Origin of the sequence: Celerinatantimonas sediminis (assembly GCF_046054195.1) — a bacterium.
GTDB lineage: Bacteria > Pseudomonadota > Gammaproteobacteria > Enterobacterales > Celerinatantimonadaceae > Celerinatantimonas.
The window spans coordinates 88,129-110,621 of record NZ_JBEQCS010000014.1 but is presented as its reverse complement, the minus strand read 5'-3'; the positions used below and the strand labels follow the sequence as shown (position 1 = coordinate 110,621).

The 22,493-nt window shown below is 40.8% G+C and carries 29 protein-coding genes and 2 pseudogenes; 27 read left to right on the top strand and 4 right to left on the bottom strand.

Going from position 1 to position 22,493, the window contains the following annotated elements:
* The 13 genes and pseudogenes from ABTQ23_RS15450 to ABTQ23_RS15390 all read left to right on the top strand — a co-directional run.
* Positions 1 to 237 (top strand): annotated as a pseudogene (locus tag ABTQ23_RS15450) (hypothetical protein); the annotation flags it as partial.
* A 134-nt stretch (positions 238 to 371) separates the two neighbouring features.
* A complete protein-coding gene (locus tag ABTQ23_RS15445; protein WP_408616644.1) occupies positions 372 to 1,208 on the top strand; it encodes a tetratricopeptide repeat-containing protein in 837 nt (278 codons plus the stop codon).
* Between the two features lie 131 nt (positions 1,209 to 1,339).
* Positions 1,340 to 1,654, top strand: coding sequence for a hypothetical protein (locus ABTQ23_RS15440; RefSeq protein WP_408616643.1), 315 nt, complete (start codon positions 1,340 to 1,342; stop codon positions 1,652 to 1,654).
* A gap of 42 nt (positions 1,655 to 1,696) precedes the next feature.
* Entirely contained in the window at positions 1,697 to 2,056 is a 360-nt protein-coding gene (locus ABTQ23_RS15435) for a hypothetical protein (protein WP_408616642.1), read from the top strand.
* 3 nt (positions 2,057 to 2,059) lie between these two features.
* The gene (locus tag ABTQ23_RS15430) at positions 2,060 to 2,677 is read left to right on the top strand and encodes an SMI1/KNR4 family protein (RefSeq protein WP_408616641.1); all 618 of its coding nucleotides are present in this window, start codon (positions 2,060 to 2,062) and stop codon (positions 2,675 to 2,677) included.
* 286 nt (positions 2,678 to 2,963) lie between these two features.
* Positions 2,964 to 3,119: pseudogene (locus ABTQ23_RS15425) on the top strand (shikimate kinase); the annotation flags it as partial.
* 247 nt (positions 3,120 to 3,366) lie between these two features.
* Positions 3,367 to 3,675 (top strand): DUF1272 domain-containing protein, encoded by a 309-nt coding sequence (locus ABTQ23_RS15420; protein WP_408616640.1) that lies wholly within the window; start codon positions 3,367 to 3,369, stop codon positions 3,673 to 3,675.
* Between the two features lie 117 nt (positions 3,676 to 3,792).
* Entirely contained in the window at positions 3,793 to 4,119 is a 327-nt protein-coding gene (locus tag ABTQ23_RS15415) for a DUF6678 family protein (protein ID WP_408616639.1), read from the top strand.
* 549 nt (positions 4,120 to 4,668) lie between these two features.
* Positions 4,669 to 5,088, top strand: coding sequence for a lysozyme inhibitor LprI family protein (locus tag ABTQ23_RS15410; protein WP_408616638.1), 420 nt, complete (start codon positions 4,669 to 4,671; stop codon positions 5,086 to 5,088).
* A 154-nt stretch (positions 5,089 to 5,242) separates the two neighbouring features.
* The gene (locus ABTQ23_RS15405; protein ID WP_408616637.1) at positions 5,243 to 5,518 is read left to right on the top strand and encodes a hypothetical protein; all 276 of its coding nucleotides are present in this window, start codon (positions 5,243 to 5,245) and stop codon (positions 5,516 to 5,518) included.
* A gap of 65 nt (positions 5,519 to 5,583) precedes the next feature.
* Positions 5,584 to 5,994: a hypothetical protein gene (locus ABTQ23_RS15400; RefSeq protein WP_408616636.1), complete on the top strand. Its 411-nt coding sequence runs from the start codon at positions 5,584 to 5,586 to the stop codon at positions 5,992 to 5,994.
* Positions 5,995 to 6,368: 374 nt separating this feature from the next.
* Positions 6,369 to 6,776: a DUF2251 domain-containing protein gene (locus ABTQ23_RS15395; RefSeq protein ID WP_408616635.1), complete on the top strand. Its 408-nt coding sequence runs from the start codon at positions 6,369 to 6,371 to the stop codon at positions 6,774 to 6,776.
* 190 nt (positions 6,777 to 6,966) lie between these two features.
* Positions 6,967 to 7,380, top strand: a complete 414-nt coding sequence (locus ABTQ23_RS15390) for a hypothetical protein (protein ID WP_408616634.1) — start codon at positions 6,967 to 6,969, stop codon at positions 7,378 to 7,380.
* A gap of 116 nt (positions 7,381 to 7,496) precedes the next feature.
* Here the strand turns inward: ABTQ23_RS15390 and ABTQ23_RS15385 are convergent, their stop codons facing one another.
* Positions 7,497 to 8,177 carry a type 1 glutamine amidotransferase domain-containing protein gene (locus ABTQ23_RS15385; RefSeq protein ID WP_408616633.1) on the bottom strand — a complete coding sequence of 227 codons (681 nt, stop codon included), beginning with the start codon at positions 8,175 to 8,177 and terminating at the stop codon, positions 7,497 to 7,499.
* 57 nt (positions 8,178 to 8,234) lie between these two features.
* The gene (locus ABTQ23_RS15380; protein ID WP_408616632.1) at positions 8,235 to 9,656 is read right to left on the bottom strand and encodes a coniferyl aldehyde dehydrogenase; all 1,422 of its coding nucleotides are present in this window, start codon (positions 9,654 to 9,656) and stop codon (positions 8,235 to 8,237) included.
* A 116-nt stretch (positions 9,657 to 9,772) separates the two neighbouring features.
* Here ABTQ23_RS15380 and ABTQ23_RS15375 point away from each other — a divergent pair, with 116 nt between their 5' ends.
* Positions 9,773 to 10,654 carry a LysR family transcriptional regulator gene (locus ABTQ23_RS15375; protein ID WP_408616631.1) on the top strand — a complete coding sequence of 294 codons (882 nt, stop codon included), beginning with the start codon at positions 9,773 to 9,775 and terminating at the stop codon, positions 10,652 to 10,654.
* A gap of 17 nt (positions 10,655 to 10,671) precedes the next feature.
* Here ABTQ23_RS15375 and ABTQ23_RS15370 read toward each other — a convergent pair whose 3' ends face one another.
* The gene (locus tag ABTQ23_RS15370; protein ID WP_408616630.1) at positions 10,672 to 11,679 is read right to left on the bottom strand and encodes a hypothetical protein; all 1,008 of its coding nucleotides are present in this window, start codon (positions 11,677 to 11,679) and stop codon (positions 10,672 to 10,674) included.
* A gap of 294 nt (positions 11,680 to 11,973) precedes the next feature.
* On the opposite strand from ABTQ23_RS15370, the gene ABTQ23_RS15365 reads away from it, so the two are divergent.
* From ABTQ23_RS15365 to ABTQ23_RS15345, 5 genes are all read left to right on the top strand, one after another.
* Positions 11,974 to 12,480 carry a rod shape-determining protein MreB gene (locus ABTQ23_RS15365; RefSeq protein ID WP_408616629.1) on the top strand — a complete coding sequence of 169 codons (507 nt, stop codon included), beginning with the start codon at positions 11,974 to 11,976 and terminating at the stop codon, positions 12,478 to 12,480.
* Between the two features lie 165 nt (positions 12,481 to 12,645).
* A complete protein-coding gene (locus ABTQ23_RS15360; RefSeq protein WP_408616628.1) occupies positions 12,646 to 13,281 on the top strand; it encodes a DUF4291 domain-containing protein in 636 nt (211 codons plus the stop codon).
* A 22-nt stretch (positions 13,282 to 13,303) separates the two neighbouring features.
* Positions 13,304 to 13,702: an immunity 22 family protein gene (locus ABTQ23_RS15355; RefSeq protein WP_408616627.1), complete on the top strand. Its 399-nt coding sequence runs from the start codon at positions 13,304 to 13,306 to the stop codon at positions 13,700 to 13,702.
* On the top strand, positions 13,692 to 14,186 hold the full coding sequence (locus ABTQ23_RS15350; RefSeq protein WP_408616626.1) for an imm68 putative immunity domain-containing protein: 495 nt from the start codon (positions 13,692 to 13,694) through the stop codon (positions 14,184 to 14,186). Before ABTQ23_RS15355 ends, ABTQ23_RS15350 begins: the two co-directional genes overlap by 11 nt.
* A 28-nt stretch (positions 14,187 to 14,214) precedes the next feature.
* Positions 14,215 to 14,787, top strand: coding sequence for a DUF4274 domain-containing protein (locus tag ABTQ23_RS15345; protein ID WP_408616625.1), 573 nt, complete (start codon positions 14,215 to 14,217; stop codon positions 14,785 to 14,787).
* A 52-nt stretch (positions 14,788 to 14,839) separates the two neighbouring features.
* On the opposite strand, the gene ABTQ23_RS15340 is transcribed toward ABTQ23_RS15345, so the two are convergent.
* Positions 14,840 to 15,070 (bottom strand): CCE_0567 family metalloprotein, encoded by a 231-nt coding sequence (locus ABTQ23_RS15340; protein ID WP_408616624.1) that lies wholly within the window; start codon positions 15,068 to 15,070, stop codon positions 14,840 to 14,842.
* 243 nt (positions 15,071 to 15,313) lie between these two features.
* Between ABTQ23_RS15340 and ABTQ23_RS15335 the strand changes: the two genes are divergently transcribed.
* From ABTQ23_RS15335 to ABTQ23_RS15300, 8 genes are all read left to right on the top strand, one after another.
* Complete coding sequence (locus tag ABTQ23_RS15335; RefSeq protein ID WP_408616623.1) at positions 15,314 to 16,279, top strand: ribonuclease Z; 966 nt, start codon at positions 15,314 to 15,316, stop codon at positions 16,277 to 16,279.
* A gap of 1 nt (position 16,280) precedes the next feature.
* Positions 16,281 to 17,141 carry a hypothetical protein gene (locus tag ABTQ23_RS15330; protein WP_408616622.1) on the top strand — a complete coding sequence of 287 codons (861 nt, stop codon included), beginning with the start codon at positions 16,281 to 16,283 and terminating at the stop codon, positions 17,139 to 17,141.
* A 61-nt stretch (positions 17,142 to 17,202) separates the two neighbouring features.
* On the top strand, positions 17,203 to 17,604 hold the full coding sequence (locus tag ABTQ23_RS15325; RefSeq protein WP_408616621.1) for a hypothetical protein: 402 nt from the start codon (positions 17,203 to 17,205) through the stop codon (positions 17,602 to 17,604).
* Between the two features lie 47 nt (positions 17,605 to 17,651).
* Positions 17,652 to 18,278 (top strand): hypothetical protein, encoded by a 627-nt coding sequence (locus ABTQ23_RS15320; protein WP_408616620.1) that lies wholly within the window; start codon positions 17,652 to 17,654, stop codon positions 18,276 to 18,278.
* 158 nt (positions 18,279 to 18,436) lie between these two features.
* Positions 18,437 to 18,919: a hypothetical protein gene (locus tag ABTQ23_RS15315; protein WP_408616619.1), complete on the top strand. Its 483-nt coding sequence runs from the start codon at positions 18,437 to 18,439 to the stop codon at positions 18,917 to 18,919.
* Positions 18,920 to 18,988: 69 nt separating this feature from the next.
* Entirely contained in the window at positions 18,989 to 19,357 is a 369-nt protein-coding gene (locus ABTQ23_RS15310; protein WP_408616618.1) for an immunity protein PIM1 family protein, read from the top strand.
* 45 nt (positions 19,358 to 19,402) lie between these two features.
* Positions 19,403 to 20,401, top strand: coding sequence for a hypothetical protein (locus tag ABTQ23_RS15305; RefSeq protein ID WP_408616617.1), 999 nt, complete (start codon positions 19,403 to 19,405; stop codon positions 20,399 to 20,401).
* A gap of 577 nt (positions 20,402 to 20,978) precedes the next feature.
* Positions 20,979 to 22,097: a pectate lyase family protein gene (locus ABTQ23_RS15300; RefSeq protein ID WP_408616616.1), complete on the top strand. Its 1,119-nt coding sequence runs from the start codon at positions 20,979 to 20,981 to the stop codon at positions 22,095 to 22,097.
* Positions 22,098 to 22,493: the final 396 nt, after the last annotated feature.

Sequence of the window (22,493 nt, the reverse complement as noted above, 5' to 3'; positions counted from 1 at the left end):
TGTTTCATGGTTCTCTCCTACATCTATGAGTGTAGAAAACTCCATTTAAATTTGTCTCAGTTTAGGGGAAGTGGACAGCAGATCCGTGTGTTAAAAGAAAATGTTAAAGCATTGCATTTTTGGAAGAGCGCTGTGAGCCAGCTATGCGCTGGTGTTTATTCCCATACGTTTGATATCGATATTGATTTAGAGATGCACTTTTTACGCTTTGAATACAACTTATTACAACACAGCTAATTCAGTAGTTAGTGTAGTAATTTACCCTTATTTACTTATTTATAGAGTTCTCTATAGTAATGCATTCACACAATTTAAGAGTATGAAGTAGCTGTATAAGCGCTTTGTTACGATGAAACGATAGGGACATGTTGATGAAAATACCGCAAGCAATAAAAGCGCTAAGTCTTGTTAAAGAGCCGAGTTTAGGACCTTATCCTCCTCTTGGATTTATTGCAGTGGCTGATGCCGAACTTGGCAATGGTGATTATTTTGGCTTGTACTGGCCATTGGGAAAAGAAAATAGTGAGCCAGTCGTTTGCGATATGATCCACGATGAAAGCATGCTAAGTCTGGAATTTTCAAATGTGGATGTGTTTGTCAAATGGCTTGAGCTCAACGATTACGAACGTGATGAGCAAGAAGTCGATGATGATGCGTGTGCTTCAACTATTTTTCATAAGGCTCAGCAACTGTATCGAAACAACAGTGTAGAGCCCGCTATTGAGTTACTTGAGCAAGCATGTCATTGCTTTGGCGAAATAAGTGAGTACTGGTTTGCGCTAGCGACTCAGTCGCGACGGATTGGCAATGATGAACGGGCCGCGCAAGCTGCTCTTAAAGCATTTCAGGCCAATTGGATGTTTGGTTGCCCAGAGCAGGGCGTTATCGCAATGCTAAAAAATCCACGCTATCAAGAATATTTGCAAGGCGATCCGGTTATTTCACGAATGGCGCAGATGGAGTTTGATTTCGGTGGACAAAAACACAATCCGATTTATCCACTCTTAAAAGAGTGCGTCAATGACTATTTTAATGCAAACCAACCGGTTCAGGCTCTGTTACTTTACCAAAACTATGCGTATATGATGAGAGCGGAGACTAGCTCATTTCAAGAGCGTTATGAGTTTGACCTGTCGTCATGGCAGTCTGAGTTTGGTGCGTTGTGCGCCGAGCACTTAGGTAGTGACCGTAAATTTAGTCAACTTTAAAAATAGCTCCTTGTTAGGCTTTGCTCGACAAGCAAAGCCTACCTGCTTAAATTTGCTGTTATATTTTCAGGATGTTTGGCAAGATAAGCCCAGCGTCTGTGTTGCTTATTATAACTAATGGTTTTTTTCATATGGATAGTCCTAATGACTATGATTTAGAGCTTGAGTTTTTATCCCATGCTTCAATTGGCCGTTGGCGTGGCCGAGAGCTTATTGAGATAAAAGCATTTTGCGACCTTCGTGATTATCTTCGTGAAAAATCAGAGTCTTTAAAAGAAACCAGCACTATTTCTAAGCAAATGGTCGATATCATGTTGCAAGCATCCGAGGTTTTAGCACAGTCAGAGCATCATGATTTAGCGGATGAATTTATTCAGTTGTTATCGATGATGGCTAAAAATCAGTCCTATGCGGAGCGTCATAGTGGTGTTCCTCGAATCTTTTAACCGATAAAATAACAACAATTCAATTTAATTAAAGAGAACGATATGAAATGCTGTGACCATGACCATGACCATGACCATGACCATGACCATGACCATGACCATGACCATCACCACCCTCATTATGAGCATGATATGCATGGAATTGCGCACAACGATATTCCTTGGCAAGAGGTGGTTGCCATTCACACTTATAAAATCGATCTTCCCCAAAAAAAATTAACCTATTTGACGATTGATTTTACCAGTGGTGAGTACCTCGAGTTTGTCGATGATGCAGATGATTTTGAAGTGGTGATTGAACTGATTGAAACTTATTATCCAACGCTATTGGGGCTAAAAGAGCGCTTGGCAAAAATCACCCATAGCAGTGTGGTTGATTTGTATCTCAAAGAAGAACAGTAGTGAGTGAATGCTAAGCAGATTGCAATAATTCAACAACTTATCGAGCGTTTGCTGGGCAAACCTTTTACGCCTACATCCCGTGTATCGTTAGATTGGCTAGTACAAACTGAAGCCAAATTTAATATCACATTACCCAGTGGTTATCGCGATTTTTTATTGCAGATGGGCGATCAATGTCCAGGACCTCACGGACAGTTGATTAGCCTTCAACAGGCGCTGGATGAATATCGAATTGCTCCGGCAACTATACAAATGTTGCAGCAAGAGTTTCTGGCAGTTGAGGAATATCATCCAGAAAATGAGGCGCTGGTTGTTCAAGCCGAAGAGCAGGTCAATTCAGGCAAAATAAGCTCACAGCAGTTTGATGATTTAATCGCATATTATGATGTTTATTTTCTGGGCGGAACGTTAAATATTGCTGACTTAGGCTGCGGATATTGGATTAAATTGGTAGTAAACGGACCAACTCGAGGCGAGGTTTGGCAAGATGATACGGCAGTTGATTGTGGCATGCACCCTTTGGGATTGAGCTTTTTAGACTGGTATCAAAGCTGGCTAGAAAAATCTCTGCAAGAGCAAGAAAAAGGTCGTTTGCACATAACGGGGAACAATAATCAGTAATTTACAACGTTTGGTAAAAAAGTTTGTGCCCTAATTTCGTAAATAGCTGGATCGTTTTTTTTTCGAAAAAACTGCTTTTCCCAGCTAATTTTGCCGTTAAAGTTTCAAAGGATTGTCTTCCTGCTCAGTTTCTAAAGTTGCAGTTTGAGCTAATTCAAGTTATTCGAAGGGGCTAGATGCACCATTTTGTAATCTAACTTCATTTTATTGCTATTCACCGAGTGATTATCAATTAATGTGTTACAGCAAAGACCGCATCATAAAGGGCTGAAAATCAGGTTAGGCGATGAAAAGAATCAATGTAATAGGCACGAGTGGAAGTGGTAAAAGCACTTTTAGCCTTATGCTTGCAAACAAGCTCAAATATCCTTATTTGGAAATGGATGCCATGTTCTGGAAACCTAATTGGCAAGAATCTTCTGATGAAGAGTTCTTCGTAAATTATTACAGATTGCTAGTAATCACAGTGATAGATAGGTATCCCCAAGGGCATCCATTTAACGGGCTTGTGAGTTACGATAGAGTCAACAAAGAAATATATATGAACTACAGTTCTATGTGTATTTAAGTAGCATTATGTATCTATTTAATCTAATAAAGATTATAAAAATTTAGGATGAAAATGTGCAGGCAGTTTTTGAGCGTGCACAATATATAAATATTATGTGAATAGATAAGGAAATCAGTACGTGTTGGAATTAAAACCGAATTGTGAATGTTGTGACAAAGACTTAAATCCGAACTCAACGGAAGCAATGATTTGTAGTTATGAATGCACGTTTTGCGTTACTTGCGTGGATACTATTTTGGACAATGTTTGTCCTAATTGTGGAGGAGGTTTTACTCCAAGACCTATAAGGCCAAAAGTTGCGAGGAGGCCAGGAGTTAGCCTTGAATATAAACCTGCTTCCACGAAGAGAGTTAATACCAAATATACGCTTGAGGAAATAAAAGCATTTTCATCAGGTGTCAAAGATATAAAGCCTGAACAAAGGTAGAACTAATTCGCATAACAAAAGTTCCAATTGAAATTTTACTGTCACAAATTTTGGTTCCCGAAATTAGCGTCAGCAGTCGGCAATTGAAATACACGTTATACGTTCGGAGGTTTTGACATGCCAGCAAGAATGGATGAATACCTAGATAAGGTTATTAAAAATCGATTTTCAGTGTCACTAATGTCAAATTCTAAATGGCGTAAAGTGTTTACGGTATTAGATGTACCCGAATTGATGTTGAACCAGTGTTATTGGAAGTTTGTTGATAACGATGATGAGTTTCTAGGCTGGTTTACTAAATCAAACGAGTTAATGGAAAAGTATGTGGGTGACTATGGATCAGGTCCTTTCGCCTACAAACGAATTGAATGGTTAGAAATCCCCAAAGTAGGTAAGCCCAGTGGCGATTCAATGTTCCCTTTAAACATTGGCATCAAGATATAGATGGAGCATTGCGTATCTTAAACTCAGTCGGTCACTTTGATACTGAGCTTACGGATAGAGGGTTGCGTATCTACGGTTTCAGAGCGTAAACGTATAAGAGCAATTGCGCAACGCGTGCCAGTTTCGCTTCGCTCACAGTATGGCACGCATTAACGCAAAGTTATGTTTTCGGAGGGAATATGAGCAACTATAAGAGGCTATTTGAGTGTGTGAGACCAGATTTTATTTGTAGTCTCACAGCTTGTTCGCACTGAAGAACAAGGAGCTCTGAAGCTTAATCTTCAAACTGCAAACGAGAATATTGAACTCCATGGCTTTGAAGACTTGGCTGATTCAGTTAGTGATCTACTATCGTCTGAACGTATAAGAATCTCAAAAGAATTAGGTAGTTATAAAGAGTTTGGTACAATACGAATTGAGTGTTGGGTAAACGAAAGTTACTCAGAGTATTGGTGTGATCGCGCGAATGTAGAACAAACATAACAAGTTGCTTAAGAGTGATTCGCAACGCGTGGCATTTTTACCATGCGTCAGTTTTTGAGGAAAATTATGAATAAGTTTTTTACTATTATTTTAGCTAGTTTATCTTTCACAGTATCTGCAGCAGATAAGCCTATAGATTGTAGCAACAGCAGTGATGTAAAGACTACTATTGATATGAATGAATGTTTATCTGATAACTTAGTGCTTGCTGATGCAAAAATGAATAAATATCTCCAAGCTAGTTTGGGCAATAATTCCTATGATCCAGAGGTGGTTAAATCAATAAAAATCGCTCAAAAGGATTGGAAAACTTACAGGTCATCGAATTGTGACTCTGTTTATACACAATGGAGAGAAGGAACGATAAGAAATGCAATGTCTATAACTTGCAGCATTAGGTTAACAAAGCAAAGAACCCATGAACTTTGGGAAAACTATTTAACTTACGAGGATAGTACGCCACCAGTATTACCAGAGCCCAGATAACTACGCAATAACAAGTCGAAGCAATTGACAAAATAATTGTCACGAATTTTGCCGAGGAAAAATTATGGTGACGCAACGGATAAAATACTCGCTAGCGCTCGTAATTTTACGCTGAGCTCAGTGTTATTAGTCCCTTGAAAATTATGGATATCAAATGAACAAAGAAAGAAATGCAGGCCCTTTGATTACGGCTCAAACTGGATGGGAAGAGGCTTTTCTAATTGGGACTGAGCAAGAGCTTCTGGAGTTCGCAGATAAAATTGTTCAAGCTGTAAAATCAGCTAAGAAAGCTCAATTCTTCGGTGAAGAAACAAAGACCGCACAGTTTCATCAAGTAACTGGCCAGTATAGTGAAGTCCTATTTGATTGGTTGGTCGTTACTAAAAACCGAGAACAAACGATTGAGCTTTCTCATAAAGTTCAAAACTAATAATAATCCCAGGTAATAGACGCAAAAAAACGCCAGTGCAGCAAGAGTGAGGACTTAGGATAAATATGCATATCTGTGAACAAATATGCTTGGAAAGGCGTGCAGGTAAAACTATTTTTGGAATTTATCGAGGCAAGCAGATACTTACGCGAAAAGAAAGGTTCCGTATTTTGCATTTAGATGATCCATCTGAGTGGGAAAGTGAATTAGAATTTAATGAAGCGATTTCTTATCTTGAGCAGGCAATATCTATCCACCTGTACTCCAACAGAGAATTAATGAGTAAAGAAGGTGCAAAGAAATATGCGTTAGCCTTTTTAAAATCAGTGCCAGAAGATTCAAAGTTTTATACAAACTGCTACTATGGCAATTCACCGGAGCCTTTATCTAATTCCTATATAGACACGGGAATATATTGTGTAAAAAACAATGGTATTGCTGGCATTTTATGGGTTCTAGATGAACTTGAGCGTTGATAAGTCCTAACGAGTCGCAGCAATTGACAAAAATACATGTCACGAATTTTGGTATCCTAAATATAGTGCTATGTATTTTGCAACTGTTTTCAGCGTTATATTTATATAGAACTAAGTTGTATCGGACAGAGATTGAAAATGGCAAATTTTGGGAGAAAATTGGCAAAAATAACGGGGAGTTTATTTATAACAATGAGTGGTGGTATCCTTCTGATTTCGAGAAGTTAAATAAATATAACAAGCAATTAAACCGTGACTCGCAACGCGTGGCATTTTGGGTTTGCAGTTAGTTTAGCGTTTATGAAGCAATGCATGAGCTTTCGTGTAGTGTTGCTCATAGAGTGAATTGGGCATTATGTCTTATAGGAAAAATTATGAATCAAATTGTTGTAAGTGGTTTTAAAACTGAGGAGGTTTATCCAGGTACTCCATTTCAGTTTGGGAGCAAAAGCCCTATAGGACGTTATGAGGTGGTTTTTGAAGATGATGGACGGACTGGGTATTTTTATCCTTTAGATTATGAGAAAGACAATAATCCAATTATTACAGCATTTGGTATATATCAATGTAATGAGTCTAGCGAAGACAGCATGAAAGTATCCATATTATGGGGTGAGGATGCGACAAAAGCTGCCTTATTAATTGACGGTGTTGCGCAGGCATACTTTGATTTTTCGTTGTACAAAGGGACGTGTAAATCAGAGTTTTGTCCAATCGAGAAAAACATTGAGTTTTATGAGTGGAATGAGCAGTTCATGGTTCACTTTTTAGCTCAAACATAACAATCAATTTAAGCAGATTCACAACGCTCAGCTCTTTCGGTTTGAATCAGTTATATATTTGCGATTTGAGATAATAGGTTTGAGAAATGCGCATGCGCACTAATAAAATATTAGGCCATGTTGAGAGATTGAGATGTTATCGTAGGGGCGCTCCTGTCATCGCGCTTCTTAGCTACCATTAGGCATTCATATGAGATATATAACGAGCCGTCAATTTAACAATTTGGATTTCCACGATAGCCCAATATCAAAAATTGATATTGAGAAGGAATGCATTCGTCTTTATTTAGAGTTCGCGAAGATTCTGCCTGAGCACGTTGATAACCCTCATTCTGTCGCAAAATATATCGACAATTGTGTGCTGACTTTTCACGGTGTCACTAAGAGTATTGCATCTATTTACAATGATGAGACTAAAGCATTTCAAGAGCATCAGTGTCCAACAGCACCTATTGACGAAGAAATATTAGAGGCAATCAGTAGTGTCGATGGAAAAGGGCGCGTGTATTATACCTTGAAGGGGTTCCACTCAACTGGTTGGACGAAGTGGCATATTACAAGCTGTGAATTTGAACTCACTTGGAGTAGTTACTCACAGGTATAGTTTGCTGACTGGTCGGTGAAAAGCTCGCAGCGCATATTAGCGATGGCGTTAAATAAATGCCCTACAAGTGCTTCAACCGGGGCGGTTTTAATATCGCCCCATTCAATTTTAGCGTTTTATTGTGCTAATTGTTTTAACAAAGCCTCAGCCACTGGGGCTGAACTTGCTGGGTTTTGCCCTGTTATCAGTTTGCCGTGCTCAACAACATATGGTGCCCAGTTTTCAGTTTTGTGGTAATGAGCGCCGAGACGAATAAATTCATCTTCAATTAAAAATGGCACGACATCAGTGAGTTGCACATCTGCTTCTTCACCATTGGTAAATCCTGTCACATTTTTACCTTTCACTATTGCTTGTCCATCAGCAGATTTGACATGGCGTAATACCGCAGGCGCATGGCAGACAAATCCAGTCGGTTTATCCGCTGCAATAAATGCTTCAATCAGCTTGATTGAGTCGTTTGAATTGGTTAAATCCCACAATGGGCCATGGCCCCCAGGGTAAAATACGGCATCGAAGTTTTGTTCATGAACCGAATCTAATCGAACCGTATTGGCTAAAGCTTGTTGAGCTTGCAGATCCTGATTAAATCGATGTGTGAGATCGGTCTGGAAATCTTCTAAGGCGCTTTTGGGGTCTAATGGCGGCTGACCACCTAATGGTGAAGCGAGCACTAGCTCTGCTCCTGCATCTTTAAACGTGTAATAGGGCGCTGCAAACTCTTCTAACCAAAAGCCTGTTTTTTTGCCAGTATCGCCGAGTTGGTCGTGAGATGTTAATACCATTAAAATTTTCATAGTTTACTCCTTGCTCATTTTTGAGCCGATAATTTTGTTTATCTATAAATGTTGGGCCTATGCGTTAAACAGAGCCGATAAATCTTTGTGTTTTTGTTGATAGGGGGCTCGTAAGCGAAGGTTTGAAGCCCCATCCTCACTTTGTTTGACCACCGCTTTTGCATGGGTGAAACGTTTAAAGCCATGAATGCCGTGGTAGGCTCCGATACCTGATGCCCCGACACCGCCAAAAGGCAGCGTATCGATAGAGGCGTGCGTCATGACATCGTTAATGACTAAAGCACCTGATGTGGTTCTTTGGGCAAAGTCATGCTGCAATGCGCTATTTTTGCCAAAGTAATATGCTGCTAATGGGCGTGGATGCGCGTTAATATAATCGATGGCTTCATCGACCTGCTGATAGCTCTTTATAGGTAACAGTGGCCCAAAAATCTCTTCTTGCATGATTTGCATTTCATCTGTGACATTAACAAGCAAATGTGGTGCGATTTTGCGCGTTTTCGCATCGAAAGCTGCTTCGTTCAAAGGGGCGAGCGCAATAACTGTTGCACCTTTGGCTTTCGCATCTTCGAGCAGTGTTAGAAGTCGCTCAAAATGTCTCTGGCTAATAATTGATGTGTAGTCAGGATTGTTTGCAATTGTCGCAAAGCTTTTGCTCATAAACTCGCGACAAGCGCTGACAAACGCATCGCTGGCCGTATTGGGTAACATAAGATAGTCGGGCGATACGCAGATCTGCCCAGCATTAAAGGTTTTGACGCTCAATGTTCGAACTGCAGCCTGTTTAATATCCGCATCTTCAGCCACAACGACAGGAGATTTGCCGCCGAGCTCTAATGTGACAGGGACTAGGTTTTCACTTGCCGCTCGCATCACATGTTTGCCAACATTACTGCTACCGGTAAAGACTAAATGATCAAATGGTAAAGAACTAAATGCTTGGCCAACGTCCGCATCGCCTAATACAACGACTAATTCATCAGGTTTAAAATATTGAGCCACCAATTTTTGTAGCAACGCTGAGGTTCGCGGTGTGAGCTCTGAGGGCTTAAGCATCGCGGTATTGCCAGCTGCAAATATTCCAGCTAAAGGACCAAAAGCCAGGTTTAAAGGAAAATTCCAAGGGCTGATGATGCCAATCACCCCCAATGGTTGCTGTTGAATAAATGTTTGCATTCCCTCTGCTGGGGCGCTCACCTCTTCTGGTTGCATCCACTGCTCGAGATTTTCTGCTGCATATTTAAGTGCACTGATACTGCTGGCAACATCGGCCAGTAATGACTGATAAGCGCTGCGATGACCGAAATCGTGACTGATTGCATCTGCAAGTTGCTGACGATTATCGCTTAGCAGTGCAATTGCTCGGCGCAGCCGGTCTTGGCGTAATTGGACGTTGGCGAGTCCTTGCTCAAGATGTGCTTTTTTTAAACTGTTTAGAGTGTTTAATAAATCCGAATGTAACTGTTGTGAATCGCTCATAAGGTGGCTCGCTTTCTCTTTGGCCGAATTTTTGTTGAGCTAAGAGTACGTCACATTGGTGGGAGAGAGATAACAATGCTATTTTAGTAGGGGTATAAAATTTTTTATGGGTAGTTATGTCGCTCGTCAGACTTAGAACATTTATCGAGGTTTATCGTCAGCGCTCAATCAGTCGAGCTGCTCGAATGCTTAATTTAACCCAACCTGCGGTATCGGGGCATATTGCCGGATTAGAAGTCGCCATCGGTAGACCTCTCTTTACGCGACAAACCAGCGGTGTTGTGCCGACATCCGCCGCTGATGAGTTAGCCGCTGATATTGGTGATAAACTCGATGCCGCCGAGGCCGCGTTAGCGTCGGCTCGAGCGCGCTCGCGCGATGTTCCAGGTGCTTTACAGCTGATTGGGCATGCTGATTTTATGGCTGAAAAATTAGCGCCACAATTAGCGCCATTATTAGAAGCTGGCATTCGGCTGCGAATGCATACTGGTGATGGACCGATGGTGACGCAAATGCTTTTAGAAGGGCATTGTGACTTAGGTGTTTCGGCTCATCCTGTTAGTGATAACCGTTTAAGCAGCCAAACAATTTTAACTGACAAAGTCGTCGCTGTGGCAGCGCCTATCGTTGTTGAGCGCTTGATGAAAGCCGCTGATTTTGCAAAGGTCTTATTACAAGAACCATTATTAGCTTATAACCTTGAACTGTCGTTAGTTGACCAGTGGCTTGAACATAATCGCATTCGCGCATTTGAGCTGATGCCAGCGATGGTCGGGCAGGATCTCAGGGCTCACCGCTCGTTATTGGTTCAAGGGGTTGGTTGGTCAGTCATGCCACAGTTTTTGTGCGAATCGCAACTTAAAAGTGGTGAGCTTCAATTAATCCCACCACCTCGCTCACATACTGAGATTAATTATTATCTCATTTGGTTACCGAGTGCTTTACGACAACCTCGAGTTGCCCATGCCAAACAGATGCTGTTGGCACGGGTTCAATAAGCTAATTTATTGTGCGGTTATTTATAATCACCATGCATGTAACGGTAAAATGAAGGATTCACCCATGTTTTAAGCGTGTGTACTTGCATTTTGGGTGCATCGCGTTGAATGTGTTCTGCCTGAGCTTGCGCTTTTTCAGGTAAAACCATCAACTGGGCTTGATAGTTACCAATTTCAATGCGGTTTTCCATCAGCACATCGTAGCCTTTCATTGGTGTATATGAGCGATAGAAGGGTTGCCACCAGGCTTCATAAATTAAGCCTTTTTCATTTTTACTATCTTTTTTGGCGTATTGATTAATCAGTGCCATAAACTGCGCTTTGCGTTGTACGCTTTTAAATTCAAAATCAAGATTATATTCTTTGGCTACTGCAACCATTTTGCCGCTAGGCAGGGTCGTGACGGGATAGGTTGGTTTGCCCCATTTTGCCAGATACAAAAATGCGGATGATTTCACGCTCAGCTGAACTTTTGGATCAAAGCCTTTAATACGCATGAGGTAGATTAACTGATCCGCATGGCGGATATTATTGTGTCCATAACGGATGGTTCGCAGCGTATGAAAATGAGATAGGTCGTCGGTATCGATAACGTTGTAGCCAGTGGTATAGCCTTTATCAATAAATTGATTCAACTGGGCAAGAACTTTTGGGTCATCAATGACTTTGGTGTATTTCCAGGCATGGTTGATTCGCTCCACTATATTCTCATCATGGACATTGCCTAAATAGTTTTCTGAGGTATCGAGATTATCATTAACAAATTGAGTCAGCTTGTGGCTAAGACGCTGCGGATGTTTTAAATCATCCGCGTTGATAACGCCCATATCCATGAGTAACGTGTTGGCTTTTAAGTGGTTCTGTTGCTGGGGTTGTTGGTTCTCTGTGGTGGTTTTATAAGTATTTGCAAGCTCTTCAAGATGCAGTGATACGACGGCCTGTTGCGGCGTCATCAATGCGGCATATGCTGTAGTCCAAGGCAAAAGGGCGATAAGGGGTAAAATTTTCAATCGATTTAGGTTCATAACCATTCCTTTGGTGTAAGAAGGCAACGATAGCGAATGCTATAGGTGAAGAGCAGTGTAATCTATTTTAGAAATGTTAGCGTGAAATTTATTCAATTAGTCAAAGCTGACTATTTGTCGTTCAATAGTAATAATAAAGTTATTATATAAAAGATATTTTTGTTAATATATCCTCAAATTTTAATTTCATTTCAGTGCCATCGCTAGACGCTCAAATATACAGAATACTTATCATTCATGGATGATTTCTGATAGCGGATTTTGGATGGAACATAAGTATTTTGTGAGCCCATAATGAGGTTATTTCCAGCAGTAATTTTATATATTCAAATTTGGGGAAATCGTTTAAAGGTTGTTAATGTCCAGTCTTTGCAACAATTTGATGAGGTTGCTCTGATTGGCGTTAAACACGCTAAAAAAGGATTACAGTTGGATTCAATTGGGTATCAGGCCCAGAAATCGATAAAGGCTGATGTTGAGGTTTCTAATCCATTTGACCATCCACGATCGCTTTTAAATAACTTCTACTTGTCAGCGATGTTAATACAGCAGGCCATGAAACAAGTATATAAAACAGGCCGATTTAAACCATTACCACAGATTATTATGCATCCCATGGAGAAGCTCGAAGGGGGCTTGACTGGCATTGAAGAGCGAGCGTTTCAGGAGCTTGCGTTTCAGGTCGGCGGCCGTGATGTTGTGGTCTATTCGGGCGCAGAGCTTGATGTGGTTAATGATGCTGAAAAATGTCACCAGTTGTTAAAAGAGCAAAAAATAGTTTTGCGAAAAAGTTTTTTGTAATAAATCAATATAATGTGTTAACAAATATATAGGTGTATATCGATATATCACTTAAAACGATGGTTCTTATAATCGGTATCATTCATTTAGCATTTATAAATTTAATAACTGTGTTATACACATTTTTATTTATGGCTAAAAGCACATTTAATATGAGAAATAGGGATGCAGTTACAGCTATTAAATGAGCAGCAGCTTCGCTGGCCACAACAAGGAAAAGTGATTCTGGCTCAATATGATGACTCTTCAGTTACTGTTTATCAGGCTTATTGTCCGTCAATTGGTCATTATGCAGCCAAGCATGGCCATTTCGGCGGTGAATTTAGTTTTAATCGAATGAGCTGGATTAAACCTAATTTTCTTTGGATGATGTATCGCTGTGGATGGGGATTAAAAACCTCTCAAGAAGTGGTCTTGGCGATTAAACTCAAACGCTCAGCTTTTGAATATATTTTGGCCAATGCAGTGTCGTCTTCCTTTGATAGTCATGCATATCCCGACCAACAAAGTTGGCAACAGGCCGTTGCTAACTCTGACGTTCGTCTGCAGTGGGATCCTGATCATGGCCCACTCGGCGAAAAACTTTCGCGTCGAGCCATTCAACTGGGTCTGCGCGCAGATGTGCTCATGCAATACGCTCACGATTGGATTATCGAGATTAACGATATTTCCCCACTAGTTGCACAGCTCTATCAGCAAGTTGCGCTTGGTCAGCTGGACGCGTTGCAAACACCATTGGAACAAGTTTATCAAGTGCAGAATCGCCAATTAGTTGATTCTCTTGGATTAGATTTTGGTTAACCGCGAGTATTAAGGATTGTAAATGTGTTTATATCAGGCGCATATCTGGGCTGCAGACTTTTGCTCTGACGATGAGTGCGAAGCGATTTTTGAAGAACATTACAACGATGATGAGACGCCAATTAGTCGCTTTGCTCACTCTCAGAATGAGTGGTTTTATGATCATGATTTTTTCTTTGTCGATCAATTAACCAGCGGTATTGATGATCTATTTGTTGGTGAAGTATCACAGACAAATCGCCAGCAGATTATTACCGCTTGGAAGCGTCAAATTCCGCAAGGTTTTAATTATGTCATTGTGGGGAATAAAGAAGACTTTAGTTCGCCAAAAACTTGCCAAATAGATAACAATAAACTGATTTATTTAGGATTGTTTGACTTTTTTTCGCGCCAGAATATTGAGGATGGCTATGTATATTGAACAAGTGAAAGATACTGCATTTGGGACTGATTTCGGTGGTGATTTTCAGGAATTTATTGAGAGTTTTACAAGCGAGTCGATTTCGTTAGACGATATTTATAGCCGCAGCGATCTTGATAAATTGCTTGCGCAACGTAAAGATTTTCTTCAATTGGAATATGCCGATCACGATGTGAGTTTTATCAATGCTGATGGTCATGAGCAGCAGGTTCATTACGAAGAGGCGTTGATTGCTCTTTTTGCAATTGCTGTTGAATGTCGATTGGTCGGTAGCGCTGATTTAACCAAAGCCTACGGTTCAAAACAGGTCAAATTAGTAGTTAGTGATGATGAACTTAGAGAATTATCTGATGCCATCGGCGATATTTATCACCACCCTGATGCGTTTATTTTGTTTGAATTTTTAATCGATGAGCAATCCCGCCAAGAAGTGTTAGGGGATATCGCAAAATTGCTGAAATTAGCAGAACAAGCACTTAGTTAACCATTATGAATAAATAGGGATTCTTTCAATGGTAAGAGGAAAAAAGTTGACGGCTGAGCAATGCCAACGCGTGACTATCTGTGCTGAAAGTGGATTTATCACAAGCCAGCAGCATTATCAGCAAATTGTTAGCGCAGCAGATGAACACTTAGACCTCGTGCAACAAGTGTTGGAATATTTCAAAATAGATGAATCACAGCTGATTACTATCGATGCACTGCAAACGAAAGAAGAAGTCTTTGCCGCAGCCGATCATTATCAGTGGGGAGATGATACTGAACAATGTCTTCGGGTATTGCAGGCGTTGATTAACCATCCTCTGTGCGATGCGGGTACGGCTATTTTGTTATTTTTTAAAGGTTGTGGCTATGACTCGCTCTCAGACTCGCCCATGATGCCTAATCCTCGATATAAAGAGTTTTATAGTCAGTTAATCGAGCGTTTTAAGAATAAGCAATTTCATAGCTATAGCATCTGTTTTAGCCCGATTGAGCAAGGCTATATGCCTAATTTAGATGAATATTTGGCACATGGTTTCTATATCCCTGGCGAGTTTCTCTGCCCTTATGCGACATTGCGTATTGATACTGAACTTGAGTAAGACAATGGGAGCGGTTTTTAACTGCTCCCAAAAGTAAAACTTGGCTGGCACGTTAACTTTTTTGGGGCACTTCAGCTTCTGCTTCAGCGGCATTGAGCTGGGCATTTAAATGAGCCCAGGTCTGACAGGCGCCATAGCAATCTTCTGCTAATTGTGGAATATCTTGGTAGTCGCTGGGAAGTCGGTCTTCGACTAGATCATGTAATTTTGCAGCATGTTCAGAGGCGATACGTTTAGCTCGGCGTACTGATTTTCGCAGTGTTTTAAGTTCAAGTTCATCCATATTGAGATACCTTGGAAATAAATAAGAATTAACATACTCAGGTAATATCAATATTTATGCCGATTTATTATTACCTATAATCAGTTAGTTAGCTTGATGTGTGCGTGGTGTTTCAGATATTTGTTACAACACTGGCGGGTTTGTTACAAACTTAGGTGAGTCTGCTTTTTAGTCGCTGTGACTTTTAGATTTTTCACAAGCTTGCCCAACGATAATTTTGCCATATGGAAATAGAGTGATTTTATGCAACTTAAATTTTTAGGAACGTCGGCTGGCGCGCCAACCCGAGCTCGAAACGTCAGTGCATTAGCACTGCTGTGTTCTCAAGGCAAAGGATGGTTTTTAATCGATTGCGGTGAAGGGACTCAACATCAGATTTTGCGCACATCACTTTCGCTAAACCAGTTGCAGTGTATTTGCATTACCCATATGCATGGCGACCACTGTTATGGATTACCGGGGCTACTTTCAAGTGCTGCGATGAATGGCCGTAAAGAGCCTTTGACTATTATTGCGCCTAAAGAAATTGCGCAGTGGCTTGAGGCAACCGCTTTATGTAGCGAGTTTTACTTAGGTTATGAACTTCATTTTATTGAGGTAAGCGCTAAGCTTCATCAGCGTATCGGCGATGTCACCATTGAAGCGGCTCAATTGTCCCATCGCGTGCCATCGCACGCTTATAGTTTTACAGAGCAAGATCCTAATCCTAAGTTGAACATTGAAAAGCTCATCTCTGATGGTATTGCCCAAGGGCCTCTCTGGGGGCAAATAAGCAAAGGACAATCTGTTCATGTAAATGGGCAACCCATCAATGCTCAAGAATATTTAATCGACAATCACGCTCCCGAAAAAATTGTTGTCGGCGGTGATAATGACACGCCTTCGCTACTGAAAGAGATTTGTCTTGGGTGTCAGGTGTTGGTCCATGAGGCAACGTATACCGAAGATGTTGCAATGAAAGTGGGGGCCGATGTTGGCCACAGCTATGCTCGATTAGTCGCGCAATTTGCCCAATCTGCGCAAGTGCCTAATCTAGTGCTGACTCATTTTAGTCCTCGTTATCAAGATAGCCCCAAAGCCTCTCATTGTATTGAGGATATTCGCCGTGAAGCTCTTAAGGTTTATAGCGCAAACCTATTTTTAGCACGCGATTTAGCCGCTTATCGCTTGGATAAACACGGGCGGTTGAGCCTCGAGGAGCACCATTAGAATGAAAAAGCTGATGATTCTTTGCGCTTATTTTTATCGCTGTGTTGCTCTTTTGGGGCTTTTCAGTCTTGTGGCTGTGAGTTTTGAGGTTTTTGCTGGTGAACAATGTAGCCAACATGCATTGAGTCAAGTAAGAGTAAAAGCTCATCAGCTTTTTAAATTAGAGCAATATTCCAAGGCTGACGCATTGTTAACGGATTTTATTGCTCGCTGTGAAATGGACTTATACCCTGGTGCCGCAACAGCGCCCAATGCATCTCGTTATTATTGGTTAATGAGCGATTTGATGGCGGCTCAAATTAAAGTGGGCCATTATAGTCGCTGTTTGGCCAAAGGGCAGGGGATGCTTTATGGCTGGATGTCGCCACTTGGTGGTATGCAAGATCAACACGTTTATCACGAGATTGTATACAATAACGAAGTTTGTCGGCGGGAATTTGCAAAACAACACAAATTAAGCCAAATGCATACTGAGCCATGTCCGGATCCAACTTTTCAGGGCATATTATTAAGCCAGCATGATCAAAACCATTATCTGTGTCTTTCTAACCAGAAAAATAAAGAGGTCAAAAACATTGATGCAAATGAGCTGAGCTATGTGTTTTTTAATCTACTAAGGATGAGTTCGAACAAGCGACAAATTTCTCGTTTAGACATTACCCAAGGCGGATTAAGCCACATGGATTATTGCGGCTTAGCGCCAGTTGCCAGCGGCATCGTTGATCATCAACTGCAAGTATATCTTAAAGGTAGCCTCTATTATTGCCATCCTGGAAATGCAGCGTTCTTTTATCGAGGTGTTTTTCGGTTTCGCAATAGTCAGCTGCAATTGATAGATGAAGCGATGGTCGGTCTGCATTAAGCCGAAGGTCACACCCTGAGCACTACCAGCAATAATTCAAACCCAAAGGAAAGCCAACGCAATGATTGATGTGAATTGTAATTATCATGATGAAAATGCTCAGGTGGTGAATCACCAATATCAGGTGAAGACTTATGACGAGCTAAAAGAGGCGATTAACCAGTATCCGTGGCACCATGAAATAGAGCAGTTCGAGCAAAGTGGCGAGGGTGGGGGGATCACCTTGAGCAAACAACAAGATGAATTTGTGATAGTCAGTTATCTACTGGTTCCTATTGATTTTGATGTCGCTAGTTTAGATGTTGATGTGCGTCTGTCGCGGGGTTGGCTAGGGTTCATTGGTGGTAAATCTGTAAGCTATAGTTATCCGCCCCTTTCGTATAAAGATGCGCTTGGCATTTTAAAAGAAATCGTTGATAGCTCGGTGGAGCATTTGTACCAGCAATATCGGCTTAAGAAATAGTCGCCAGAGGTGATGATTTTTAGCTCAAAACAAAGGATGCAATAAAGATGAGTTATATCGATGGATTTGATCATGAATATATCGGTTCACTAGGTTATCTTCCTCTGTATCATCCTATCGGGCCAATCCAAGGTGATGGTTGGGCAATGAGTGATTTTAGTGCTGATGCCAGTAATTTGGTTTTGGGTGGAGGCAGTGGCGAACATCCAGCATTGGTTATTCACCATTTAGATGCCTTGGTTGCGTTTTTTATTGATGAGCAATTCACTGAGCAAGAACAAGAGCAACTTAAACCAGATGATCTCAATAAGCTTATCGACTTAAAATCGAGCGAGAACATCTTTGAATTTTGCGACTGGAAAGTGCGCCATTATGCACAACTGCAACAAATGGCCGAGTGCTGTGCGATGAATTCGCCTTTAACCGAAGATGAAGAGTTAGAAGACTGGCTTGCTAGTTCACTAGGCGAGCTGATTTATTTTTCACTCCCTGAACTTTGTCATGAATATTCATGGTTTAAGCATCTTGTAAAAGATAAGAATATTTTCCCGAGTCGGGCCAACATCCGTATCCTTCCGCCCGGTTATCCGCAGCCTGGCGGGCGTGTGTTTGTTAATAATAAGATGCAATGGGGGATAAACTATTGGCAAAACAACCATAAACAATACGATTGATACTGCCATTATAAATACTATTGGTTTATCTACCTATGAAGCTGTGTATGTATATTCTCCCTGATAGATGCTGTCGCTCAAAGCTGCTAATTTTGAGTTTAATCTATCGATATTTAAATGATTTCTTTAAATGGATTTGATAAAAGGTAATAACAAGGATGACGCCCGATTTAGAACAGCGCTGGAAACAAGCTCAGATGCCTTTTGATGGTAAAATAGTGACATCAGGTGTCGATAGCAGTATGCAAACCCTACTAAAGGCGCTTAAATATTTCACTAAGCTGCTTGATGCAAATCCGCAAAATTTCTACCTCTATCATGATTGGCATGAGCACGATGGCTATTTAACTCAAGCAAAACCAATCAGTTCGATAAAACTTAAAAATATGGTTGCCAATGAGCAGTCGTTAAGAGCCAGTATGAATGGTGAGGCCGAAGTTCGAACAGCTGTTTATCCACAAAGTAACGAATGGTTGATGCGTTGGTATATTGACCCTGATGATAGTGCTTATTGCGATTTTGAATTTTGCATAGCCACTACAGCAAAAAATAATCCTCTTGAACAGATGTATTTAATCAATCCTCAAGGATTAAATCAATTAGCTGCAAGGACTTATTTTGATAAAAGTTATGGTGGATAGCACTGTTGCATGCAATAAAAGAAATTTTTAAATATTTAAAGCAATCACAAAGCAAAAAGGGAATAAGCAATGAATTGTAATAGGCCTGAGATCCCCGAGAATTTCTATAGCCATTTAGCAAGTTATTCGAGCGAAGAGCTAGATAATTATTTAGACTGGCGAGATGAAGACCCATTTGATAGCCAGTGGTGTGAGAGCTATGAGCAGGTTAAATCAGCATGTTGTGGTTTTGACACCGCCGATCTATACCAACGTCTGTCTGAGGCGAGTCATGCGCACGAGGTTAGCAGCTATATTCTTGATGATTGGATATTACTGGCAAAAGCCCAGTTTATTGGTTTTAGCTCTTTGTTTGTGAGCCAATTACAAGAATGCTATGAACAGGGAAGATTGCCATCGGCAAGTGAGTTCTCTTTTAGCGAGGACCAAAGTGCGTAAGATGAGCCAACTCTGCACTAATCCAACAATAAAGGTTGTAATGTTGTGATACTAGATATCAATAATGCGCTCGAAAATCAGCTTTACCACGCTGTTATTGCGTTTTATGCGCCCCGTGAAAATTGGCCAGCAAGCACTTCTTTTGATGATATTGCTGAGATCACCCAACAATTACCACTTAAAAAATTACAGCGTTGGGAGCGAGTCATCCAGATGGCTTTGCGCCGAGCATTAATTGTTCGCAACGAGGCACATTTTATAAGTTGGCTGGATGTCATGCATTACGATGGCTATGTCCGGGAAAGAGCGCTGCGAGCGTTGCAACGAGGAGCCCCGAGTCGTTTTTTCTTTGCGCAGATGTTGCGAAGACTCAATGATTGGGCTGAGCCAGTTCGAAAAGCGGCGCGTGAATCACTGCTTAATGTTGCATCTTTAACGCCGAGCGATTGGGTGATTGATTCGCTTATTGAAGCAATCCTACGTTTCCCATCATGGGGACGAGCTGATGACGTTGATAAGCAAGCATTGGTTACGATAAGCGAGCTGCCTGAAATTCAGCTTGCGCTTAAACAGCAGATCATAACAGGCAGTTCCGGTCCCATGCCTCGTTTATTGATGCAGCTCTGCTGCTCTGCTGCTTGGGAAGCGCACTTACCTGTAATTGCGATTGATGCGATTCAGCCTGCAGTGAGGGCGATTGCCTATCGTTTTATGCTAGAAGGCTATGCCAGCTGGTATCGAGGGCAGGCATACTGGCAATTGACCGATAAAAAAAGTGGTGCTCGTACGCTCATCGGGCAAACGCAGAAGCGCCAATTAACTCAAAGTTATCCAACCTGGGAGCTTATTTTTCAGGCCGCCCAAGACCGTTCGGGAATCGTGCGCCGGGTAAGCGCAGAATTTCTGATTAAAAACCTCTCTGATGATGTCAATCAGGCTCGTCTATTAGCAGAGCAGTTTGCCAGTGATAAAGCACAAGCCGTGCGCTTTCGCGGAGATTTTGCGCTTAGAAAACTTAATGAGTTAACGAATGCTGCAGATTAACTGCAAACCACTTCCTTGATATTTAAACTAATGGGCTTTGAGGTGGTAGGGGCAACGGATGTAACGTTGCGCCTAACTATGGTATTTCTATGCAGGAATGATAGAACGCATGGATAGCGTATTTATTGTTTCGAATAGTATGATTATAAAAATTAATAATGTTTATTTAAAATAATGCCTTAATTGATAATGAGTTAGTCGTTATAAGTGATTTACTTGAATTTTAATTTTATGAAAAATCTCCGTTGTTTTAGATTTAATGTCATTTTCCATATATAAATATCCGCTATCGATTACTAAATTTTGAGATATAACCTATTCTTAATTGCCAATATTGATAATTTAATGAAAATTATAGAAAAAACAAAAAGTGTCAGTTAATGTAAATTTATTTATCTATTCAAAATAATTAATATATATATTAATAGTTCTATATTTAATATCGAAACGTCGTTTTATTTGTTTCATTAATGCTCTTTATCTGTAAATGATACAGAGCTGTGTCTATGCACCTTTCATTGGAAATTTCACTCTAAAGGATATGATCATGCGGGTAGAATTGATAAGGCGAGGACTCATGGCAGTGCTCAGTGCTGTCGTGATTGGCTGGGGAGGGCTCGCTCAGGCGGCGGATACTGGGGGCTTTTCTAATACCACTGGCGGTGATAGCTATACATCGACCACGGTTAGTACTCTTGCTGAACTTAAGGCAGCTGTTGCGGCAGGTTCTCATCACATTATTGTTAGTGGTACGATTTATGGTGGTTCTTCACTAACAACAATTACGTTTGAATCCACAGATAATGATAATACGACGGTCGAAGGCGAATCAGGTGGCCAGGCTGTTTTAGAAAACATTCAGTTGAAGTTTGATGGGGAAGAGCTTTCAACTGGTACCAATATTGAAAATATTAAAGTCTCTAATATTACTTTTTATGGCAATATTTCTGATTTACAAGATTTACCAACGCAAATTTATGGTACTTCTAATAACGTAGGGATCAACTATGAAGGGGTTTCGCTGCGCCGGGTAACAAACGCTTATATTACCCATTGTACTTTTTACAATACGAGTGACGATCTGATGAGTGTTACTTTATCATCAGATTATGTGACCATCTCATACAACCATTTTTACTTTTCTAAAAGCTGGGCCTATATGAGCCCTGATCCAGTTTGGAACTGGGTTGGTTCATATACTGATTTAGCTGGTGAACGCCTAGCTATCGTGATTGGGGCAAACTCATCTGACTCATATGTTGAAACAGGGGCATTGCATGTGACTGTTCACCATAACTGGTTTGGCCCTTATATGCGTGGACGGCCATTGTTTAGAGGCTGGGTACATCTTTATAGCAACTATTTTGATAACCATCCAGCGCTGTCAGGCACTCGTACAGCCAGTGATGGCGATAGCTATCCAATGCAGCAATACGAAGCGATTCAAGTCAATAGTGGTAGTGTTGTTGTTTCTGAATCTAACTATTTTTATTACACCAATAACACCAATACTATCTCAGAAGATTCCAGTGGTAATGCCTATAAATTTTATGAACGAAATAATGTTTATAGCAATACAACTGGCACATCGTCATCAGGGTCTGATTTTGGCACTTCACCAGTAAGCTACAGTTATACAATTACCGCAGCTTCTAGTGTGCCAGATAATGTTCAAGAAAATGCCGGCCCACAATAGAATGACCGATTGCACTGATGCATGCCCAAAGGGCAGTATCTAAGGCCGATTTATTCAGCGTTAAATGTTCTTCGGTGGCCAATGACTACACGGCGAAGCGTTTGACTTGTCTAAATTGCCTCAGATGAGTGCAAAACCAATCACCAATGCTCAGCAGGCCCTAACGATAAACTATCGTTAGGGCTTTTTGTTAGTGGACGATTATATTTTTGTCACAGACTTTTTATAAGATATGAGTCAGGTATGCAGATGATATTTTCGTCGAAAAATACTGATGATCTATATCAAATTCTGGTATTCTAAGGCCCCTTAGAGCTAAAGCTAATATGATTTTGTTCTTTTTGGACCATTGAGCCAGAATAATAGTGCGTTACCCTATAAGAACTTAATCAATAT

What these genes read in the sequence shown, in the direction of transcription:
- ABTQ23_RS15355 (WP_408616627.1), top strand. Translation starts at nt 13,304, where the DNA reads ATGTGTTTATATCAGGCGCATATCTGGGCTGCAGACTTTTGCTCTGAC.
- ABTQ23_RS15315 (WP_408616619.1), top strand. Translation starts at nt 18,437, where the DNA reads ATGACGCCCGATTTAGAACAGCGCTGGAAACAAGCTCAGATGCCTTTT.
- ABTQ23_RS15435 (WP_408616642.1), top strand. Translation starts at nt 1,697, where the DNA reads ATGAAATGCTGTGACCATGACCATGACCATGACCATGACCATGACCAT.
- ABTQ23_RS15390 (WP_408616634.1), top strand. Translation starts at nt 6,967, where the DNA reads ATGAGATATATAACGAGCCGTCAATTTAACAATTTGGATTTCCACGAT.
- ABTQ23_RS15340 (WP_408616624.1), bottom strand. Translation starts at nt 15,070, where the DNA reads ATGGATGAACTTGAACTTAAAACACTGCGAAAATCAGTACGCCGAGCT.
- ABTQ23_RS15370 (WP_408616630.1), bottom strand. Translation starts at nt 11,679, where the DNA reads ATGAACCTAAATCGATTGAAAATTTTACCCCTTATCGCCCTTTTGCCT.
- ABTQ23_RS15330 (WP_408616622.1), top strand. Translation starts at nt 16,281, where the DNA reads ATGAAAAAGCTGATGATTCTTTGCGCTTATTTTTATCGCTGTGTTGCT.
- ABTQ23_RS15300 (WP_408616616.1), top strand. Translation starts at nt 20,979, where the DNA reads ATGGCAGTGCTCAGTGCTGTCGTGATTGGCTGGGGAGGGCTCGCTCAG.
- ABTQ23_RS15405 (WP_408616637.1), top strand. Translation starts at nt 5,243, where the DNA reads ATGAACAAAGAAAGAAATGCAGGCCCTTTGATTACGGCTCAAACTGGA.
- ABTQ23_RS15445 (WP_408616644.1), top strand. Translation starts at nt 372, where the DNA reads ATGAAAATACCGCAAGCAATAAAAGCGCTAAGTCTTGTTAAAGAGCCG.
- ABTQ23_RS15410 (WP_408616638.1), top strand. Translation starts at nt 4,669, where the DNA reads ATGAATAAGTTTTTTACTATTATTTTAGCTAGTTTATCTTTCACAGTA.
- ABTQ23_RS15380 (WP_408616632.1), bottom strand. Translation starts at nt 9,656, where the DNA reads ATGAGCGATTCACAACAGTTACATTCGGATTTATTAAACACTCTAAAC.
- ABTQ23_RS15350 (WP_408616626.1), top strand. Translation starts at nt 13,692, where the DNA reads ATGTATATTGAACAAGTGAAAGATACTGCATTTGGGACTGATTTCGGT.
- ABTQ23_RS15325 (WP_408616621.1), top strand. Translation starts at nt 17,203, where the DNA reads ATGATTGATGTGAATTGTAATTATCATGATGAAAATGCTCAGGTGGTG.
- ABTQ23_RS15415 (WP_408616639.1), top strand. Translation starts at nt 3,793, where the DNA reads ATGCCAGCAAGAATGGATGAATACCTAGATAAGGTTATTAAAAATCGA.
- ABTQ23_RS15440 (WP_408616643.1), top strand. Translation starts at nt 1,340, where the DNA reads ATGGATAGTCCTAATGACTATGATTTAGAGCTTGAGTTTTTATCCCAT.
- ABTQ23_RS15365 (WP_408616629.1), top strand. Translation starts at nt 11,974, where the DNA reads ATGAGGTTATTTCCAGCAGTAATTTTATATATTCAAATTTGGGGAAAT.
- ABTQ23_RS15400 (WP_408616636.1), top strand. Translation starts at nt 5,584, where the DNA reads ATGCATATCTGTGAACAAATATGCTTGGAAAGGCGTGCAGGTAAAACT.
- ABTQ23_RS15375 (WP_408616631.1), top strand. Translation starts at nt 9,773, where the DNA reads ATGTCGCTCGTCAGACTTAGAACATTTATCGAGGTTTATCGTCAGCGC.
- ABTQ23_RS15385 (WP_408616633.1), bottom strand. Translation starts at nt 8,177, where the DNA reads ATGAAAATTTTAATGGTATTAACATCTCACGACCAACTCGGCGATACT.
- ABTQ23_RS15310 (WP_408616618.1), top strand. Translation starts at nt 18,989, where the DNA reads ATGAATTGTAATAGGCCTGAGATCCCCGAGAATTTCTATAGCCATTTA.
- ABTQ23_RS15395 (WP_408616635.1), top strand. Translation starts at nt 6,369, where the DNA reads ATGAATCAAATTGTTGTAAGTGGTTTTAAAACTGAGGAGGTTTATCCA.
- ABTQ23_RS15345 (WP_408616625.1), top strand. Translation starts at nt 14,215, where the DNA reads ATGGTAAGAGGAAAAAAGTTGACGGCTGAGCAATGCCAACGCGTGACT.
- ABTQ23_RS15320 (WP_408616620.1), top strand. Translation starts at nt 17,652, where the DNA reads ATGAGTTATATCGATGGATTTGATCATGAATATATCGGTTCACTAGGT.
- ABTQ23_RS15360 (WP_408616628.1), top strand. Translation starts at nt 12,646, where the DNA reads ATGCAGTTACAGCTATTAAATGAGCAGCAGCTTCGCTGGCCACAACAA.
- ABTQ23_RS15335 (WP_408616623.1), top strand. Translation starts at nt 15,314, where the DNA reads ATGCAACTTAAATTTTTAGGAACGTCGGCTGGCGCGCCAACCCGAGCT.